Annotated in this window: 16 protein-coding genes; 7 read left to right on the forward strand and 9 right to left on the reverse strand. The window is 43.8% G+C overall.

All coding sequences use genetic code 11. The features are described 5' to 3' along the window. Positions 1–28: 28 nt before the first annotated feature. Both AC1DV1_RS26345 and AC1DV1_RS26350 read right to left on the reverse strand, forming a co-directional pair. Positions 29–1,561: an ATP-binding protein gene (locus AC1DV1_RS26345; RefSeq protein ID WP_477365975.1), complete on the reverse strand. Its 1,533-nt coding sequence runs from the start codon at positions 1,559–1,561 to the stop codon at positions 29–31. Positions 1,562–1,564: 3 nt separating this feature from the next. Next, positions 1,565–2,701, reverse strand: a complete 1,137-nt coding sequence (locus tag AC1DV1_RS26350; protein WP_477365978.1) for an FIST signal transduction protein — start codon at positions 2,699–2,701, stop codon at positions 1,565–1,567. A 413-nt stretch (positions 2,702–3,114) separates the two neighbouring features. Between AC1DV1_RS26350 and AC1DV1_RS26355 the strand changes: the two genes are divergently transcribed. After that, complete coding sequence (locus AC1DV1_RS26355; protein ID WP_477365981.1) at positions 3,115–6,144, forward strand: glycosyltransferase family 117 protein; 3,030 nt, start codon at positions 3,115–3,117, stop codon at positions 6,142–6,144. A gap of 121 nt (positions 6,145–6,265) precedes the next feature. Here AC1DV1_RS26355 and kdsB read toward each other — a convergent pair whose 3' ends face one another. The 3 genes from kdsB to trpS all read right to left on the reverse strand — a co-directional run bounded on the left by kdsB (position 6,266) and on the right by trpS (position 8,885). After that, entirely contained in the window at positions 6,266–7,000 is a 735-nt protein-coding gene (gene kdsB, locus AC1DV1_RS26360; protein WP_477365984.1) for a 3-deoxy-manno-octulosonate cytidylyltransferase, read from the reverse strand. A 98-nt stretch (positions 7,001–7,098) separates the two neighbouring features. After that, on the reverse strand, positions 7,099–7,713 hold the full coding sequence (locus AC1DV1_RS26365; RefSeq protein ID WP_090652037.1) for a deoxynucleoside kinase: 615 nt from the start codon (positions 7,711–7,713) through the stop codon (positions 7,099–7,101). A 176-nt stretch (positions 7,714–7,889) separates the two neighbouring features. After that, positions 7,890–8,885, reverse strand: coding sequence for a tryptophan--tRNA ligase (gene trpS / locus AC1DV1_RS26370; RefSeq protein ID WP_274212672.1), 996 nt, complete (start codon positions 8,883–8,885; stop codon positions 7,890–7,892). A gap of 45 nt (positions 8,886–8,930) precedes the next feature. Between trpS and AC1DV1_RS26375 the strand changes: the two genes are divergently transcribed. The 6 genes from AC1DV1_RS26375 (at position 8,931) to AC1DV1_RS26400 (ending at position 14,147) form a co-directional block, all read left to right on the forward strand. After that, entirely contained in the window at positions 8,931–9,677 is a 747-nt protein-coding gene (locus AC1DV1_RS26375) for a lysophospholipid acyltransferase family protein (RefSeq protein ID WP_477365987.1), read from the forward strand. A gap of 108 nt (positions 9,678–9,785) precedes the next feature. After that, positions 9,786–10,517 carry a lysophospholipid acyltransferase family protein gene (locus tag AC1DV1_RS26380; protein ID WP_477365990.1) on the forward strand — a complete coding sequence of 244 codons (732 nt, stop codon included), beginning with the start codon at positions 9,786–9,788 and terminating at the stop codon, positions 10,515–10,517. After that, positions 10,514–10,804 carry an Asp-tRNA(Asn)/Glu-tRNA(Gln) amidotransferase subunit GatC gene (gene gatC, locus AC1DV1_RS26385; RefSeq protein ID WP_477365993.1) on the forward strand — a complete coding sequence of 97 codons (291 nt, stop codon included), beginning with the start codon at positions 10,514–10,516 and terminating at the stop codon, positions 10,802–10,804. The genes AC1DV1_RS26380 and gatC overlap by 4 nt, the downstream gene beginning before the upstream one ends. 137 nt (positions 10,805–10,941) lie before the next feature. Next, positions 10,942–11,700 (forward strand): ABC transporter ATP-binding protein, encoded by a 759-nt coding sequence (locus AC1DV1_RS26390; RefSeq protein WP_477365996.1) that lies wholly within the window; start codon positions 10,942–10,944, stop codon positions 11,698–11,700. Positions 11,701–12,065: 365 nt separating this feature from the next. Further along, on the forward strand, positions 12,066–13,430 hold the full coding sequence (locus tag AC1DV1_RS26395) for an exonuclease domain-containing protein (RefSeq protein WP_477365999.1): 1,365 nt from the start codon (positions 12,066–12,068) through the stop codon (positions 13,428–13,430). A gap of 180 nt (positions 13,431–13,610) precedes the next feature. Beyond that, entirely contained in the window at positions 13,611–14,147 is a 537-nt protein-coding gene (locus AC1DV1_RS26400) for a pyridoxamine 5'-phosphate oxidase family protein (RefSeq protein WP_477366002.1), read from the forward strand. A 118-nt stretch (positions 14,148–14,265) separates the two neighbouring features. Here the strand turns inward: AC1DV1_RS26400 and AC1DV1_RS26405 are convergent, their stop codons facing one another. From AC1DV1_RS26405 to AC1DV1_RS26420, 4 genes are all read right to left on the reverse strand, one after another. Next, on the reverse strand, positions 14,266–15,348 hold the full coding sequence (locus tag AC1DV1_RS26405; protein ID WP_477366005.1) for an efflux RND transporter periplasmic adaptor subunit: 1,083 nt from the start codon (positions 15,346–15,348) through the stop codon (positions 14,266–14,268). Positions 15,349–15,352: 4 nt separating this feature from the next. Next, on the reverse strand, positions 15,353–18,607 hold the full coding sequence (locus tag AC1DV1_RS26410) for an efflux RND transporter permease subunit (protein WP_477366008.1): 3,255 nt from the start codon (positions 18,605–18,607) through the stop codon (positions 15,353–15,355). A 12-nt stretch (positions 18,608–18,619) separates the two neighbouring features. Continuing rightward, entirely contained in the window at positions 18,620–20,077 is a 1,458-nt protein-coding gene (locus AC1DV1_RS26415) for a TolC family protein (RefSeq protein WP_477366011.1), read from the reverse strand. 96 nt (positions 20,078–20,173) lie between these two features. Continuing rightward, on the reverse strand, positions 20,174–20,569 hold the full coding sequence (locus AC1DV1_RS26420; protein ID WP_477366014.1) for a hypothetical protein: 396 nt from the start codon (positions 20,567–20,569) through the stop codon (positions 20,174–20,176). Positions 20,570–20,709: the final 140 nt, after the last annotated feature.

Consider the following 20,709-nt stretch of genomic DNA (forward strand, 5'->3'; position numbering starts at 1 on the left):
AATAAACAAAGTAATGAAATGACAGTAGCTAAACTATTGTCTTATTCCTGCTATACAAAGCTATTTTGCGGTGAAGCTCGTTAGGATTAAATGGCTTGCTCACATAATCATTCATCCCTACTGTAAATGCCATATCCTGTATATCCAGCATGGCCGAAGCGGTAAGGGCTATAATGGGCAGGTTTTTATACTTCTCGCCCGCTAAGTTACGTATTGCCGTGGTGGTTTGGTAGCCGTCCATTTCGGGCATCTGTAAATCCATCAGCACCATATCGTAATCACGGGTTTGTACCAGCATCAATGCAATTTCGCCATTCTCGGCCACATCACACTCTACATCCCATTGCTTCATAAAATGCTTGGCCAGTATTACGTTAATCTGGTTATCCTCGGCAATGAGCAACCTGGTCCCTTTCAAACTTTTTAAGGCGTAAAACTCATCGCTGTCTGATGTACTGCTTAAGTGCCTTTTGCTCTTTTTAAACGCCAGGCTAAAGCTAAAAACAGACCCTACGCCAAATTCGCTTTTCAATTTTATATCGGTACCCATTAATTGCAAAAGGCGTTTTGTAATGGTTAGACCTAAGCCTGTGCCTCCGTATTTGCGGGTAGTATCGGTGCTGGCCTGGCTAAAGCTATCAAAAATATGGTCAATTTTATCGGGCATAATTCCTATGCCTGTATCAGCAACTTCAAAATCAATGATTGATTTATCGCCATCGTTACCGGCCATTGTAGCTGTAATGGTAACCTTTCCTTTTTCGGTAAATTTAACAGCATTGCTTATCAAATTGGTTAAAATCTGTCCTAACCGCACCGGATCGCCTATAATAGCGTTTGGCAGGTCATGATCCATCATTAGTTTTATCTGGATGTTTTTTTCATTTGCCTTTTGTAAAAGAGATAAACGGGTGTTTTTTATCAAATCGATAATACTGAAATCAACGTGTTCAAATTCAATTTTACCTGCCTCTATCTTACTAAAATCCAATATATCATTAATAAGCACCAATAGGTTCTCGGCCGAAAACTTTAAAAACCCCAAAAACTCTTTCTGCTCGGGCTTAGGGTCCTGGTGAATGAGCAAGTGCGTAAAGCCTATTACGGCGTTCATTGGTGTACGTATTTCATGGCTCATGATACTCAGAAACTGAGCTTTGGCCATGGCCGCTTTTTCGGCAAGTTCTTTTGATTGAATAAGTTCTACTTCCAGCTCCTTGGCCTTGGCTATACGTTCCTGCAAAAAGCTGATAATATGGATAAGGTCATCGTCCGAGTCGGAAATTTTCAGTTCAACATCGGGGTTAAGCGCTTTTATGGCTTCCTTTAACTGTGTTATCGATCTTTTTTTGATCTCGTTTTGTTGTTTAAGATCGTCTGTTGCGGCCAGGTATTCGCGTTCGCTAATGTTAAAGGCATGATCGGCAAGCTTTATTGATTTGTCGAAGTTTTTAAAACTATTATCTACAGCACTCAAAAACTGCAAAATGGCCTCATCCTGCAGGTATCGGGCCGGCAGCATTTTTCTTATTTGCTTAGCTAACAGGTAATGGTAGTCCATAAATTAGTTCTCGGTAAAAGTGGTAATGGTCATGGTTTGGTTGTGCAGTTCGCAATTTGAGCCTTTGTTTAGTGGCGATAGCTCGCCATAGGAGTAAAAGCCGGCAATAACCGTTTTATCGCCAAAAATTTCTTTAGCGGCCATCAATTCCTCGTCGGTACGTTCGTTAAGCACCAGTTTACGGCCTACACAGCTCACCATAATGGCCAGGTTTGTATCAGAAACTCTATCCGAGGCATCTGTTGCCGCCGTTGATGATGCATCTATCAGTTTATCAAAATTGGCTTTCATCAGCCGCACATGGCTTCCTTCGGGCAGGTTGCCGGCAAAGGTCATGGATTTTTCCTGCTCATTTACACTCAAAATTGTACGCACCAGCCTTTTATCAGAGCCGGCTATGCTTAATGACAATGGAAACAATAAGKCCGACCCCGGTAATTCTTTTACATATTCGCCAAGATACTCCTTGTATAAGTCAAGCGCACTTTTATTATCAATCTCGAACAACACGTTTTTATCCGACCGGGTAATGGTACGTTGCGGGCCAAACTCGTCCCATCCTCCGCTTGAGCCGTGGCTGATAACTAAATCATCGCCATAAAAACCTATAGCTGTTACATTACCTTGCGCGGGTATACTATTAAGGCTGGTAAAAGTGCTGTTAAACCTTGCTGCATCGCCTGCCAGGCCACCTGTTACCGGTACATTATCCAGGTTATCGCTATTAAAACCAGCCACCAGGTCGCTGCCGTTAATAAACGTACCATCGGAAATAATGAACACGCATTTCAAGCCATTTTTATCCAGCTGCGACATCAGGTAGGCGCCGGTTTCAAAGCTGCTGGCCTGGCTGCTTACATGGGTTGTAGCACAACTTATGCTCGATTTTTCAAACTCGATGGCAGTAACTACTATGCTATCGTCATAAACCTCGTTGTCCAATATCTCGCCCGAAGTTGAAGAAAAAACAATATCGGCGATAGGATATTTTATTTTCAGATGCTCATATACTTCAGGCGCCGTAATTAGCTCCGCCGCGCCAAATACAAGCACAAGCTGGCATTTTGCTGAGTTAATTGCATTATCGGGGTTGAAATCGATCCACTTATTATTGATAAAATGATGCTGTGCGGTTTTCATAATTGAAAAGGTTTATCCTGGAGTATTTTTTGTAATTTAAACAAAAGAAAGAGCAATAACCGCCAGACCATTGAAAATTTGAACTATTTACTAAAAAGATACAATTCCTTAATTGTTGATTATTATGTTGCTTTCTTAATGGTTAACTAACCGGTTTATCCCGCTGTTGTTCAGGGTGCTTAATAAATCGGCTTATATGCTTTTACGTTTTATATTTAATAATGTTAATTTTTTTTGTTGCTATTGTTACAGCATTACGTAGCCGCATCGACTGCTACCTACCCATTCAAAATCAATAAGTTAAATTTTGTTAAAAGATGTTAAGCAGATGTTAATGCCCATGGCCTTCTGATATTTTACTTCGAAATTGTACCGCATTAACGTATGATAAAACAATTACAACCTTATTAATAATGCAGTACAACAAAATCAACAATCTGCTGGGCTGGCTTTGCCTGGTAATTGCCCTTGCAACCTACATTTTAACCCTGGAGCCATCAGTTAGCTTTTGGGATTGTGGCGAATTTATAGCCTGCGCTTATCGTCTGCAGGTATCGCATCAGCCGGGCTATCCTATGTTTGCCATGCTGGGCAAAGTATTTTCGCTGTTATCCATGGGCGACAATACCAAAGTACCCTATTTTACCAACCTCGGTTCGGCCCTTGCAAGCGCTGCCACGGTGATGTTTTTGTTCTGGACAATTACCGCGCTGGCCAAAAAGCTACTTATCGCAAAAGGTGAAACAATCACATCATCACAGCTGATTGCGATAATGGGGGCCGGCCTGGTTGGTTCATTAGCGTTTGCTTATACGGATACCTTTTGGTTTTCGGCGGTGGAGACTATTGTATTCGCCCTGTCCTCGCTATGTACCGCTGTAGTATTCTGGGCCATTTTAAAATGGGATGCCCATGCCGATGAGCGCGGTGCCGATAAATGGATAGTTTTAATAGCATATGTTATGGGCCTGTCTATCGGCATCCACCTGCTTAACCTGTTAACCATCCCTGCCATTACCATGGTGTATTATTTCCGCAGGTATAAAAACCCGACTGTAAAAAGCGGCATCGTTGTATTTTTGCTCAGCATTGTATTACTTGGTTTGGTGCAGTATGGTATCAGGGAATACACCATCAAATTCGCGGCTTACTCCGATCTGTTTTTCGTAAACTCCCTGGGCCTGGGTTTTGGCAGTGGTGCCATGTGTTTTGTAATGTTGATTGTAGCTTCATTAGCTTTGGGTATCTGGTACAGCATCCGTCATAAAAAACCCGCGCTAAACCTGGCGTTGATTTGCCTGGCCTTTATTTACTTTGGCTACGGCTCATTTTTTTATATCCCTATCAGGGCTACGGCCAATACCGATCTGAATAACTCGCACCCGGACAATGCCTTTACACTTAACGATTATCTTGGCCGCATCCAATATGGCGAAACACCATTGCTTTATGGCCCATACTTTGATGCCAAACTTACCGACCAGCGGGAGGGTAAAAACCTGTACCGCAAAGGTGTCGAACGGTACGAAGTAAGCGGTAAAAAACTCATCAACACATACGATCATAATACACTCATGCCGCGCATGCACAGCACCCAGGGCGATCCGCAATATGCTCAAAATGTGCAGTTTTACAAACAATGGCTACAGTTAGCCGACGGGCAAGGCCCTACCTTTGCCGATAACATGAAATGGATGTTAAGCTGGCAAATGTACCAGATGTACTGGCGCTACTTTTTATGGAATTTTGTTGGCCGCTACAATGATACCGACGGCCAAACCAGCACGGCATCTATTGATGGCAACTGGACATCGGGCTGGTTTGATGGCAGCAAACACCTGCCCAAATCGGTAACCAGTTCCAATACTTACACTCCTTTATACGCCTTGCCTTTAATTGTTGGCTTATTAGGTATGGCCTACCACATTAAGCGCAAAAAAGCCGACGCCATGGTTATTGGCCTGCTGTGGTTTTTTACGGGCCTGGCTATTGTACTCTACGTTAACCAGGCCGATATTCAGCCCCGCGAACGCGATTACTCTTACGTGGGCTCCTTTTACGCCTTTGCCATTTGGATAGGTATGGGCGTGCTGGCTATTAATGATTTTATAAGGCATAAAGTAAACGCCAAAGGTGCGGCTTTTGCTTCAGTGGCTGTTTGCTTGCTTGTTGCGCCTGTTTTAATGGCCAGGCAGGAATGGGGCGATCATGACCGGTCTACCAAGATGACGCCGCATGATATGGCTTATAATTTCMTGATCTCGTGCCCCAAAAATGCCATCCTGTTTACCAATGGCGATAATGACACCTATTCCCTTTGGTACGACCAGGAGGTTGAAGGCGTGAGGCCCGATGTGCGCATAGTTTGCACCAGCCTGTTTAGCGGCGATTGGTACATCCGCCAGATGCAAAAACCTATGAACCAATCGGCCCCGCTGCCCATAACCATGCCTTTTGATAAATACAAACAGGGTGTACGCGATTTTATGGCTTATAACGATGCCAAAATACCCGGTTCGGTTGATGTAAAAGAGGTATTTGATTTCATAACATCGGATGATGAGCGCACCAAAGTGCAATACCAAAGCGGCGAAAGCATGAATTACCTGCCCACCAAAAACTTTAAACTAAAGGTTGACCCCGACCAGCTTGTAAAAAACGGCGTGGTAACCCCACAGCAAAAGTATAAGTTAACCAATAGTATGGAGTGGCAACTCAAAGGCGATTATATTTATAAAGATAAACTGGCCATGATTGACCTGCTGGCACATAACGACTGGAAACGGCCGGTATGTTTCACGATAGGCGTAGCATCGGAATACATGATGGGTATGGAACCTTATCTTTACAAAGAAGGCTTCGCCTATCACCTCATCCCTTTTAAGGCCGATACCACGGTGCACGACCAATTGGGTAAGGTAAACAGCCTGGTGATGTACAATAACGTAATGAACAAGTTTAAATACGGCAATTTTAAACATGCCCGCTACCTTGACGATGTAAGCAAAACCGAGTTTTACCCATTCATGGAAACCACCTTTCATGACCTTGCCCAGGGTCTGATTAAGGACGGCCGCAGTGATCTGGCCCTAAATGCGTTGCATAAATTTGACCAGGAAATGCCCGATATTAACCCCAATATTGATACCGCCCACCGTAAGCTGCTATTGGCCCAATTGGCCTATAAACTTAACGATAAAGAGCTGGCCAACCGCTACGCCAAAGGGATAGGTAATTACCTTACCGATCAGCTTGCCTATAATTACACCCTACTAAAAGATAAACCCGAGGCCCTTAACGTTGGCGAAGTACAATTTCAGCTGTATGTATTGAACGGATTGGCAGAAACCACCAAAGCATACAACGAAACCGGGCTGCATAAACAATTCCAGGATGAGTTAAATGATTACGGGAATAAGTTTGCGGTGCTGGAGAACAGGTAATTAAAAGAGCTGAAAGCGGAAAGGCCTAACGCTAAGGGCTTAGCTGCCCACCATATGCAAGTGAACCAAACTTACGAAGTTTTAAAAACTTCGTAAGTTTTCCGTCTGCTTAGCTATATATTTATTTGAACAAATTCAATTTTTCCAAATCAGCCGGTACATCCACTGCATGGGTTTCCAGCTCTGTTTCGGCAACTTTTATGCGGTAGCCATTCTCAATCCAACGCAGCTGTTCAAGGCTTTCGGCTTTCTCGAGGCCCGAGATGGGGAGTTTTGTAATCTGCTGCAACACATCTGCCCGGTAGCCATAAATGCCTATGTGTTTATAGTAAGTATAAAACTCCAGCCAGTTATCCGGCTCCTGTGCGCGAATATGCGGCAACGTAGCTCTTGAAAAATATATGGCTTCTGATAATTTATTGATAACCACCTTAGGCGAATTGTAGTTAAACAACTCTTCTCTGGTTAGAATCTTTTTTACCAGCGTAGCTATTTGAGTACCGGCATCGTTAAAGCAGGCGGCCAGCTTGGTTATCTGCTCCGGGTCGATATACGGTTCATCGCCCTGGATATTGATGATCACATCATATTCAGGATGTAAGGAGGCAACTTCGGCACAGCGATCGGTACCGCTTTGATGGTAGTCGGCTGTCATAACCGCAACTCCTCCAAAGGCTTGTACATGGTCAAATATGCGGCTATCGTCGGTAGCCACTATTACCTCGGCAACATCAACGCATTTCTTAGCCTGCTCATACACCCTTTGAATCATGCTTTTGCCGGCAATATCAACCAAAGGCTTACCTGGAAAACGGGATGACGCGTAACGGGCGGGGATTATACCTAAAATGTTCATTCAGTTGTACGTTTTACGTATTACGTTATACGTTTTTGATTTTTTTCCATTTGGTATACGTAAAACTTAAAACGTCCAACGTAAAACCTAACTAACCGCTAAAACAATCCATTAATTTCCCGCTCAATCAACTGAACTATGGTAGCCATATCTTCGGTATTATTGGCGAAATCGAGGTTGTCTTTATCGAGGATCAGCAATTTGCCCAGTTTATAGTTTTTGATCCATTTATCGTACTTCTCGTTCAGTTTTGAAAGGTAATCCAGGCGGATGCCTATTTCATACTCGCGGCCGCGGCGCTGTATGTTGCTTACCAGCGTGGGCACTGATGCTTTAAGGTAAACCAGCAAATCGGGCGGCTTTATAAACTCGGTAATATTCTCAAATATCGATTCGTAGTTTTGATAGTCGCGGGTGGTCATCAGGCCCATATCGTGCAGGTTTTCGGCAAATATGTATGCGTCCTCGTAAATAGTACGATCCTGTAAAATATTGCGGCCGGTTTTCTGAATATCGATGATCTGGCGGTAACGGCTGTTCAGGAAATAAATTTGCAGGTTAAAGCTCCAGCGTTTCATGTCGCTGTAAAAATCTTCCAGGTAAGGATTATTGTCTACGGCTTCAAAAAGTGGTTCCCAGCCGTAGTTATGGGCCAGCATTTCAGTCAGCGTGGTTTTACCGGCGCCAATATTTCCTACAATAGCTATGTGCATGCGATGTCAATGAGTTTTGTCTGAACCGTAATTTGTCGAATTTACAGAATTACTTGAATTTTAAAAGGCTCAATACTTTATTATTTCAACTTTTAAATGGCAAAAAAGCCCTCAAGGGGCTTCTGTTATAAATTCCGGAAATTCCTTAATTCGTTTAATTCCGGTTCAGATGATTTTTAAAATTTCTTAAATCCTATAATTTCCCGTACTTCCCTGATGGTTTTTGAGGCGCTTGCGCGGGCTTTTTCTTCGCCCATGGCGGCCACTTTTCTTAAATAATCGGCATCGCCCGCAATAGCGTTTATCCGCTCGCGGATGGGCGCTGTAGCAATGATCATATCCTCGGTAAGCTGTTTTTTAAGATCACCGTAACGGATAGCCATTTTATTATACAAATCGTCAAAATGGGCAACGGTATCCGCAGATGATACTACCTTCATCAAATCAAACAGGTTTTGAATTTCCTGGGGTTTGGTTTGGTTTTCGGTTGTTGGCCCGCCATCGGTAACGGCACGCATTACCTTCTTTTTGATGGCTTCCGGGGTATCACAAAGGAAAATGGCATTGCCCTCCCCTTCTGACTTGCCCATTTTACCTTTACCATCAAGCCCCGGAATTTTCACCAGGTTGCTGCTGTAATTAAAGGCGTAAGGCTCGGGAAAATAATCGTGGTTGTACAGCCGGTTAAAGCGGTTGCCAAAGGTACGGGCCATTTCCAGGTGTTGTTCCTGATCCTTACCAACAGGCACTTTGGTGGCTTTATGGATAATGATATCCGCCGCCATTAATACCGGGTAGGTAAGCAGGCCCGCGTTCACATTATCGGGGTTGGCGCGCACTTTGTCTTTAAATGATGTAGCGCGTTCCAGTTCGCCCAGGTAGGCGTTCATGTTTAAATATAAATATAGCTCGCTAATCTCGGGCACATCTGACTGTACGTAGATAGTAGCCTTTTCAGGGTCGATACCCGCGGCAAGGTACTCCACCAAAACCTGTTTTACATTACTATGTAAATCGGCAGGTGTTGGATGCGTGGTTAACGAATGCAGATCGGCAATAAAAAAAAAGCAGTTATATTCATTCTGCATTTTTATAAAGTTCTGCAAAGCCCCGTAATAGTTTCCTAAGTGCAAATTTCCGGTCGAACGGATGCCACTAACAACAGTTTCCATAGGTGGCGAAAGTAAGGAATTTTTCTATTTTTGATGGCGATGGAAATGATATTGAAAAAAGTGCACATCTATTTATATGTATTGAGTGTAGCGCTATCCTACTTTTTATTATGGCCTTTTTTTAAATATTTTTCTAAAAAACCCTCCCGGTACCATAGCATGAACAAACTGCGCCGGGCCTGGGGGTTCATCAGTTCGGCGCTGGTGGGTATATTGTATAATTTTGAGTATGAGGAGCCTGTTGATTGGAGCAAACCGTATATCATATGCCCAAACCATACCTCTAACCTCGATATTTCGGCCATGTGCATTCTTGTAAACAGCAATTGCAGCTTTATGGGCAAGCAGGAACTGGAGGACGGCCTGGTAACCGGCATCTTCTTCCGCTCGGTTGATATCGCTGTTAACCGCGAAAGTAAAATGTCGTCTTTCCGGGCTTTTAAAAAAGCCTCCGAAAAGTTGAAGGAAGGCGTTTCGCTGGTTATTTTTCCCGAAGGGATGATCTCAGATCATTATCCGCCTAAATTATGTGAATTTAAAAGCGGGCCGTTCCGCCTGGCTATTGAACATAAAATACCCATCATCCCGGTAACATCTGTAAACACCTGGCAAATACTTTGGGATACCGGCACCAAATATGGCAGCAGGCCGGGCATTTGCCATTTTTACGTACATAAACCCATAGATACCAGTAACCTAACTATTGCAGATGCAGATGCCCTGCGCGATGACGTTTACACCATCATCCAACAAAAGCTGGCCGCATCCGAAAAACTAAGCACAATTGCATAAAATTTATTGAGCCCTGCAAATGAAGTTAACGTGAAAATTTTAGCTTTAGGCTTTTCACATGAAGCTTCAAGCTTTCTGAAACCAGTATTTTTTTTACATTTGGGGAACATGAAATTAACACTGAAAAGGATCCATACCAATTTTTACAGGTATAGCATAGCCGTCTTTTTCACCCTTTGTTACCCGGTTTTATATATACTCAGGCAAAAAACCAGCCGGTACCGGTACATTAACCAAATGCGGCGACTTATTATTTTTTTAAGCTCAAGCATTTCGGGAATTTTTTACAGCGCCACTTTTGAAGAGCCGCTGGATTGGAAAAAAACTTACGTAATATGCGGTAACCACACATCAAACCTTGATGTATCGGCCATAAATACCATACTCAAAAACAATATTTGTTTTATGGGGAAAGAAGAATTGCTGAACAATTATGTACTTGGCTATTTTTTTAAGACTATTGACGTTACGGTTAACAGGGAAAGTAAAATGTCATCATTCCGTGCTTTTAAAACTGCGGCCGAACGAATTAAGAACGGGGTGAGCGTAGTAATTTTCCCCGAAGCCACTATCCCGAAAGATTATCCACCCGAATTGCATAGTTTTAAGAATGGCCCATTCAGGCTGGCTATTGAAATGAAAGTGCCCATTTTACCTATATCATCCCTTGATACCTGGAAAGTGCTTTGGGATACCGGCAAAGAATATGGCAGCAGACCCGGAATTTGTAATATATTTGTACATAAACCCATTGAAACGGCCCATTTAACACTGGATGATGCCGATGCATTGCGTGACCAAGTATTTGATATGATTAATAAAAAACTGCAAACTGCATGACCATAGATAAAGAAACAGTTGAAAAAGTTGCCCACCTGGCCCGTTTAGAACTAAGCGAGACCGAAAAGCAGGACATGATACAGGATATGAGTAAGATTCTTGATTTTATGGCCAAACTAAACGAACTGGATACTACCGGCGTTGAACCCCTGGTTTACATGACCGACGGCGCCAACGTACTGCGCAACGACGTGGTAAAACAACAGGTGACCCACGAAGAAGCACTTGAAAACGCCCCTAAGCACGATGAGGATTTCTTTTTGGTGGCTAAGGTGATTGAGAAGTAAGTCAAAAGTAAAAATTCAAAAGTGCTTGTTTGATGGCTTGTTTTGATAACATTCAGGCTTTTGACTTTTTAATTTTGAATTTTGAATTTCTATTGTAACATTCCGTACCTATCAGCAGTCCAAATAAAAAAACATTCATGGAGCCATTAAAAGACAAGCCTTTAATTACCATAAACGAGATTGGACGTAAGTACGTGATAGGTAGCGAAGTTATACACGCGCTTAAATCGGTATCGTTAACTATTAATAAAGGCGAATTTGTGGCTTTAATGGGCCCTTCGGGCTCGGGTAAATCAACGCTGATGAATATTTTGGGTTGCCTGGATACACCAACCAAGGGTGTGTACATCCTGAACGGAATAAACGTAAGTCATATGAGTGATAACGAGCTGGCAGAAGTGCGTAACTCCGAAATCGGTTTCGTTTTTCAAACTTTTAACTTATTGCCCCGTAACACCGCCCTTGATAACGTTGCCCTGCCTTTGATTTATGCAGGCATCAGCAAAGAAAAACGTACCGAGCGCGCCAATGCCGCTCTTAAAAATGTTGGTTTGGAGAATAGGGTTGATCATAAACCCAACGAGCTTTCGGGTGGGCAGCGCCAGCGTGTGGCCGTGGCCCGGGCGCTTATTAACAATCCCTCTATCATATTGGCCGATGAGCCTACCGGTAACCTTGATACCAAAACATCCATAGAAATTATGGGACTGTTGGAAGACATTCACGCCAAAGGCAATACCATTATACTGGTAACCCACGAAGAAGATATTGCCATGCATGCACACCGTATAGTACGTATGCGCGACGGCCTGATTGAAAAAGATTACCAAAACGAACATATCCAAAAAGTTGACAGAAGACTTGCTGTGGAAAACTCGGAAATGGATGCGCACTAATACCGGGGCAAATGCATCTAACTGGGTTAACATAACTTAACACATTTCGAGTTAAATGTTTACAAATAACTTATAATCAATGTTTTATATTTAATCATGGTTAACACTAAAATGAGCTCAATTTAGGCGCATCCAAATACTTGTGCCTGTTGCTGGCCAATATTCACCCTTTCGGTAGCAGGATCATTTAGCCAGGATCAGCCAATAAAAACAAGGTGTAGCTTGATGCTTAAATCGCTCATTCCATTAGCTATTTTGATTTTCAAAACTTTCGATCTTCTTAACTTTTCGTCTTACTGACTTTCGGACTAAGAAAAATAAAAATAACACTAAAATAATTAGCAAACTTGTATTACATTTGAAATATGTATGCAATTGTTGATATCGAGACTACCGGGGGGCATGCCAGCGCCAATGGCATTACAGAAATTGCCATATGCATACATGATGGTAAAAAAGTTGTAAAACGCTTTCAAACCCTGGTTAACCCGCAACGCGAAATACCCATATATATCAGCGCCTTAACAGGTATTACCAACGAGATGGTGCAAAGCGCCCCTCCCTTTGAGGATGTAGCGGCTGATATTTATCATTTGATACACGGCAAAATATTTGTAGCGCATAACGTAAACTTCGATTATTCATTTGTACGCTACCACCTTGCCGCCGCCGGATACGATTTACAGTTGAACAAACTTTGTACCGTACGCCTGGGCCGCAAGATATTGCCCGGTCTGCCGTCATACAGCCTTGGCCGCCTTTGCCGCCATTTAGGCATCGGTAACGAAGCCCGCCACCGTGCCGCCGGCGATGCCGAAGCCACGGCCGAATTATTTACGCTGTTAATAAGCAGCGATACCGAAGGACATATTAAACAGGCACTTAAGCAAAATTCAAAAGAACAGGTATTGCCCGCCAACTTACCTAAAAAGGATGTGGAGCAATTGCCATACTCGCCGGGCGTATATTATTTTCATGATCAAAAAGGGAAAGTGATTTATGTTGGCAAAGCCAAAAACATCAAGAAACGGGTAAGCAGCCATTTTACCGGCAATAACCCGGGTTTGCAACGGCAGGAATTTTTACGCAATATTCACCAGGTAAGCTACCAGGTTTGCGGCACCGAGCTGATTGCCTTTGTACTGGAAGCCATCGAAATTAAACGCTTGTGGCCAAAATACAACCGGTCGTTAAAACGCTTTGAAAACGCCTATTGCCTGTATGCCTTTGAGGATCAGCGCGGCTATACCAGGCTGGCGGTTGATAAACGCCGCAAATTCAGTGATGTTATTTATACCTGCAACTCATTGCTGGATGGCTATAATCTGCTTAATAAACTGATAGAAGCTTTTGGACTATGCCCCAAACTTTGCTTTATACAAACCAACACGGCCGCATGTACCGGCGCCGCCGGCAGCCAGTGCGCCTGCGAAGGTGTTGAATCTGTAGAGGACTACAACCAAAAGGTTAATAACGCTATTAACCAGCTGAAACTTGCCCTGCCTACCTACGCCATCCGCGATGAAGGCCGTACCGGCGATGAACATAGCTGTATTTTGGTGGAGAAAGGCCAGTTTTACGGAATGGGCTACATCTCGCACTATTTTGATGCAAATAACGTGCAACAGCTCAAAAACTACCTGACCCCCTACCCGGGCAATGACTATATCAAAAACATCGTATCCAGCTATGCCACACGGTATCCTGATAGGATGGTGGTGTTTGCATAAGATTACAAATCTGCCTGGCGCAGAAACTTGCGAAGTTTCAAAAACTTCGAGTTTACTATTTAGTCTTACTACTTGATACTAACTACTTACTACTGTTTTTATCCTAAAAGTTAATTTTATTAACACAATAAAGATGTTGATTGGTTATTCTATAACATTTACCAACAAAAACTTTAAATAATGGATAGCATTAATCAACAACAACCAGAAGATAATTATCAGGATCTTGGCGGACCAGAGGCCATAGCCAAATTAAAAGCCATGGTTGACAGCGCTAAAAGCTGCTTCTTTTTAACCAATATTAAAACCGGCATCCCGGCAAATGTTCGCCCGATGTCTGTTCAACAAGTGGATGACGAGGGCAACCTCTGGTTTCTGAGTGCCAATGACAGCCACAAGAATGAAGATCTGTCGAAAGACCCTATGGTCCATCTTTTATTCCAGGGATCTGCACATTCCGACTTCCTGAATGTTTATGGTATAGCCACCGTGAGTGAAGACAAGGAAAAAATTAAAGAGCTTTGGGAACCAATACTAAAAGTTTGGTTCACCGATGGCATTGACGATCCGCGCATTTCGGTAATAAAGGTTGAGCCTACCGAAAGCTACTACTGGGACAACAAGCATGGCAACGCCATCGCTTTTGTAAAAATGCTGGCCGGCGCGGCTATAGGCAAAACCTTCGATGATTCGATTGAGGGCAAAATAAACGTATAACTACTTTTAAGTAGAGAGAGATGTCCTTAATGGACAAAAGCCATGCAGATAAAGTTCTGCATGGCTTTTTTAAACATTACGAAGTTTCAGAAACCGGGTAAGGTTTCATGAGCAACTATCAATTTATCGCATCTCCTTGTCGCATCTCGTCGCTGGCATGTTTTACAATTGTATCGCCGGCCTTTAAATTACCGAATACTTCGGTCGAGTCGTTCCGGGAAAGCCCTTCTTTAACATCCTGTAATTGGGCCTTGCCTCCTTTTACCACAATCACATATTCGTGTTCTGTCGACCGGACAATGGCCTGGTTAGGCACCAGTAATGATTTGGCGCCCGATAGCATCGGGATATGTACCTCGGCATACATGCCTGGTTTTAAGTTGCCGTTTTTGTTCTCAATATCAATCTCAATGGCTTCAGACCGCATACTGCCCAACGCATTTGCCGACCGGCTGATCCTGGCTGTTTGCTGTGTACCGGGCATAGAATTGTAGGTAAAATTTACCTGCCTGGTCAAATCTACCTTGTCTACATAATCCTCAGGGATAAAAACCTCTAAACGCAATTTACTGATATCCTGCAGGATTAACATTGGCTGGTCTGTTCCTTTACCCGGCGAAACCAGCGCACCCGGCGACACATTACGCTGAACAATCATTCCGTCAAACGGTGCGCGGATATTCAAATAATCCTGCATAGTACGTACCGATACCACGTTGGATTGTTCTGATCTTGCCATGGCTTCATCGGCCCTCATTTTAGCCGACGCGTTATCCAGGTCGAGCGGCGATACCGAGCCGGGTTCTTTAGCGGCCTCTTTTAACCGCTGGTATTTTTCTTTACTGGCAACGGCATTTTCCTGCGCTTGCAGATACCTTGAATTGGCTGCCTGCAATTGCGATTCCATTTCGGGCGCTTCAAGGCTGACCAGTAATTGTCCCTTTTTTACAATGGTACCCCTATCTACGTACATACTTTTCACGAAGCCATTTACCTTCGGGAAAATATTTACTTCGTTGTAAGGCTTAAGCTGGCCGGGCAGGCGGGCGTTACTTGACAAGGCTTTCTCTGTCACAATACCTGTTTCGATGCCCGCTTTACTTTTTGCAGCCGGGGCCGAAATATCTACAGGCTTTTGATTGCCACCGCATGCGGCAAATAGGCTTACGACTGCTATTAATATAATTGATTGAAATTTCATGATTTTAAACTATGGAGGTTTTTGGTTCTGTTATTTTAGCTGATTGTTCGTCGGTTTCACCAGGCATCAGCGAAGGCGATAAAAAATCTGTTTTTTGCTGTACCCACGCAAATACCTGTGGTAAAATGAATAGGGCCGCAAGTGTTGATGCAAACAAACCACCAATAACCGCACGCCCTAAAGGTGCCGACTGCTCGCCTGCCTCGCCCATGCCCGAAGCCATGGGGATCATACCGGCAATCATAGCCAGGCTGGTCATCAGGATGGGACGTAACCGGATGGATGCGCTGGTTATAGCCGCTTTTGTGGCATCTTTATAATCAATCCGCAATTTTTCGGCATTGGTTACAATCAAAATGGCATTGGCCACGGATACCCCCGTGGACATGATCATCCCCATATACGATTGGAGGTTTAAGGTTGACCCGGTAAGCAGCAACATCAGCAGCGATCCTAAAATAACCGCCGGCACTGTTGATAGTACAGCAAGCGATACTTTAAAAGACTGATAGTTGGCAGCCAACAATAAAAAGATAACTACAATGGCAAGCATTAGCCCGTTTTGTAAACTGCCCAATGTATCTGTTAACAGGGTCGACATTCCTCCCATGGTGGCAATCAATCCTTTTGGCGGCGCGCCTACCGAGTTCAGCGCTTTTTGCACATCTGTAGTGGCAGTACCCAAATCGGTTTTATAAATATTAGCGCTGATAGTCAAAAACCGCCTTGGCCCGGCCCTGTCGTACTCGCCGGGAACATAGGTTGTGGTAAATGTTGCTATATCGCTTAAAACCGGGCTGCTTTGCCCTCTTACCAGCGGCACCTCTTTCAGCTGATCCAGGGTGTTCATTACATACTCGGGAATTTGTACCTGTACCTGGTATGTATAGGCACCTTTTTCATCAAGCCACAAGTTTTTATCAGTAAAGCGGCTGGATGATGTACTTGCTGTAACCGAGCGGGCAATATCTTTAATATTCAGCCCTAACTGCGCAGCTTTTAACCTATCCAAAGCAATTTTTATTACCGGGAACTTTAAAGGCTGCTCTATCTGTACATCGCGTAAATAACTGATATTCTTCAGCTTGGTTACTACCTTATTGGCGTAACCTTCAATCTGCTGCATATCCTTGCCGGCCACCTGTACTTCAATAGGCGACGAGGCACCCTGGCTCATGATCTTTTCGGTCATATCTATCGGCTCAAAGGTTATTTGCAGTTCGGGAAGTTTATAATGGATGTTTTTGCGCAGCGCATCTTTTAGTTCATCCATATTTACCTTGTACTTTTCATCAAGATTTACCTGCAATACGGCTTCCTGGGTACCCGTATTAAAAATATAAAGGTTACTGGTACCGTAGCTGCTTGGTATTAGCCCCACGTATCCTGATGTAATTTCTACATGGTTATTTACCGTTTGATTGATAACCTGCAATACCTGTTTAAAAGCATCCTCGGTACGCTCCAACCGGGTACCGTCCGGCTCTTTCAGCCTGATCTGGAACTGCCCGTTATTAATTTTGGGCATCATGTCCTTACCAATAAAAACAAAGCATAATCCCGCTAAAATGATAACCACGCCTAAATAAACAGATACGATAAGTCGCTTTCGGGGCATAGAATTATTGAGGGCATTAATGAGCCAGAGTTTTACTCTTTCAAACAGGTCGTTGTTTTCGGGGTGCTCCTGCTCGTGTTCCAGGTGTTTTTCAACCTGTTTTTGTTCCTTGTCATCCAACGATTCACCCGCATGGGCGTGTACTTTGCCGTGGTGATAGTGTTGATAGCGTTCGGCTTTGATGAGCCAGTTACTCAATATCGGCACACCTGTTTGGGCGAGGATGTACGATACGATCATGGTTAAACCTATTGACAAAGAAAGTGGTAAAAACATAGCCTTAGGTACGCCCGACATCATGAATGATGGCGCGAATACCGCCAGGATACACAACAATATCAGCAGCAGCGGGAACGAGATCTCTTCGCATGCATCATAAATTGCCTGTTTTTTTGATTTACCCATTTCCAGGTGCTGATGGATATTTTCGATGGTTACCGTGGCCTGGTCTACCAGGATGCCGATCGCCAGGGCCAGCCCGCTCAGCGTCATAATGTTGATGGTTTGCCCAAACAGGCTCAATAACAACACCCCTATCAGGATAGAGACCGGGATGGTTATTACTACAATAAGGCTGCTTCGCCAATCGCGCAAAAACAGCAGTACCATTAAGCCGGTAAGCAGGGCTCCCAGCCCGCCCTCGGTCATTAAACTTTTAACCGCGTTAACCACAAATACCGATTGATCAAAGGCGTAGCTCACCTTTACATCATCGGGCAGCAGGCTTTGCATTTCGGGCAGTTTACTTTTAAGGGTCTGTACTACCGTCCAGGTAGAAGCATCGGCTGTTTTTACCACCGGGATATAAACCGAACGCTTGCCGTTAATTAAGGCATAATCAACCGTAACGTCTGCTGCATCAGCAACACGGGCCACATCCTTTATAAATATGGGTACACCGTTTTGCGTTTTTACGGGTATATCGCCAAAATTATCCGGGCTTTTAATCAGCGAGTTCATGGTGGTTAAAAACATCGTGTTATCTAACCGGAGGTTACCCGAGGGCGACATAACATTAAATTTAGATAATGCTTCAACCACCTCATCGGGTGTTAAATTATAACTGCGCAACTTATCGGGATCAACACTCACAGTTATCGACCGCGCGTTTGCCCCAAACGGCGGCGGTGCCGAAAGCCCCGGTATAGTTGCAAACATGGGCCGGATTTTGGTAGCAGCCAGGTCATAAATATCTTTTAAGCTACGCGTAGGACTGGAAAAAACCAGCTGACCAACCGGTAATGAGGACGCATCAAACCGGATTACCTGCGGCGGCAATGCCCCCGGCGGAAAAAAAGCGGTTGCCCTGTTTACCTGCAAAGCCACCTGGGCTGATGCTTCGGCCATGTTGGTAGTTTCATAAAACGAGAGTTTGATGAGGGTTAAACCTTGTATATTTTTACTCGTGATGCTTTTTATCCCGTTTACATACAGAAACTGATCTTGCAAGCGGGTGGAGAAAAACCCCTCCATTTGCTGTGGCGACATGCCGCCGTACGATTCAATTACATATATAGTAGGCAGGTTTAACTGCGGAAAAATATCGATAGGTATTTTTATTGCACTAAGCACTGCAAAAAGCAAAAGGCTCATAGTGATAACCACCGTGGTAATAGGCCTTTTTAGTGCGGATGTGACCATTGACATATTAACTTATTTTAAAAGGTTTAAAACTGCGTTTACCTGGTTATCGGTAACCGCTTTTTGGAACAACGCGCTTGAATAGCTGTATTTTGCCTGTGCAAAATCGGTTTCGGCGCGGTAAAGGATATTGAGCGCCGCGTTTAATTCGATGATATCTGTAAGGCCGTTTTTATAAAGCGACAATTTTTGCCGGTATCCGTCATTAGCAGCCCTCAACTGGTGCGGAATTTCCTGTAAGCGCTGGCGGGCGGTTTCCAGCTCCACATCGGCCTGGTTGGCGTTAACTGCAAGCATTTGCTTTTGCTCCTGTAGCTTGCGAGCGTTATAGCTGGTTTCGGCCTTTTGGGTGCGGAGTTTTAATTGCTTGCGGCGCAAGTCGAACAAATTATAGCTGATACCAACGCCTACCAGGTAATTGTTCCGGTCGAAACCCCAACCCGTGGATAGGCTATTAAAGTGGTCATTGGCATCAACGCTTGATCCCCTGCCCCACACGGCACCCTCTAACATAATTTTAGGATTATAGCTTTTTTTAACCAAATTTTCCCGCTGCAGACTATTTTGATATACCGACCGGTAATAATTGATAATCGGGTGGTTAACGGTATCCTGCTCAATTGGCTGCAATGCGGCAGGCTGATCTATCAATGCGGTTTCGGCAGCGGTATCGGGCACGATAGATTGATATGGCAAGCCACTTACTGCCGAAAGCTGTAATTGCACCTGTTTTACCTGGTTGGCCAGTTCGATGTAGTTTAACCTGGCTTTGGATAGTTCGGCTTCGGCTATACTGGTATCTACCCCTGCCCTTACACCGCTTTTGGCCAATGATTGTACAGACCGCCGGATCTCGACATTACGCTGGATGTTTCTTGACTGGATATCCAAAAAGTTTTGCAGCCTCATCAGCAGTAAATAATTGCCGATGGCGTAAGCCTGTAATTGATATTTTGAGTTGGCAAACTGGCTTTGTTGCACCCGGATATCGGAATTAGCCACTTTATTTTGGGCATCATAAGCGCCAAAATTATATACTTCCCAATCCAGGGCGGCTACACCTACATTGGCAGATACCGCGGTGGTGTTACTTTGCGTACGCACTCCCCGCGAATCGGACGGTATGATCCCAAAACCAAAATAGGGCCCGGCTACGTTATTATTTGTGCCAATATCGGCCTGGTAATTAAGCTTTAAATTGGGCAGCCAATTGCTGCGCGTTTCGGCTGCCTGCGCCTGGCGGATGCCTATTGCAGCCGAATCTGTTATCAGCGCCGGCGCGTTGGCGTTTACCTGGCTCAGCAGGGCTTTAAGGCCGATAGGTTTTATATTTTGTTGTGCAAAAGTATTCAGGCTGATGAGTAGTGCCATCAGTATGAATACACTTCTTGTTATGATTTGCATATAAGTTTCCTGGAATTTGATGTACCGGTACAACACGCCGGGCAGAAAACTATGTAAACACAACATAGCAAACCTGGCTAATACCGGTAATTGATTTAACTAAATTTAAATGAATGCCTTAAGCAGGATAGCTTAGGCAGATGCCCGTAACAGGCCATCACATCAAATACGGAAGGAACAAAAAGAAAGGTATGAATACCGGTAATCACTAAACAGAACACGGAAAAGCAGTTGCCAATGGGGTCGTATTCTCCAGATCTGTAAGGCAAAGAAAAGCACGATAAAGCTGGCGACAACCGCTTTCAGGAGGTCGATTACCGATTTTTTATCACTTATCACTACCTTATCTGTACGCTGAATAAAATTCCAATGCACCGCATTTAGCGTTAAATTACCGGAGTTTCTTTTAAAAATAGAATTGTGCCCAGAAGCTGGCTGGTTGCCTTGTTCAGTGAGTTTGGGAAGCAAAAAAATATGTGAAACAGCTATAAAGATATACCAGGCCGCCACAAGCAGCACCTTTAAATCTTTAACTACACCATTTTTTTCAGGCAACATCGTAACGGTATTCTTTTGGATGCAAACATCAAAATAAAAAATATGTTTTTCTGCAAAAGTATTGTTGCAATTGAGCCGGCGAGAGCAATCTTCATGAATTCTACATAAACCGAACTAAACAAAATTCATAAATATTTACC

Source organism: Mucilaginibacter sp. P4_D1 (assembly GCF_056401935.1).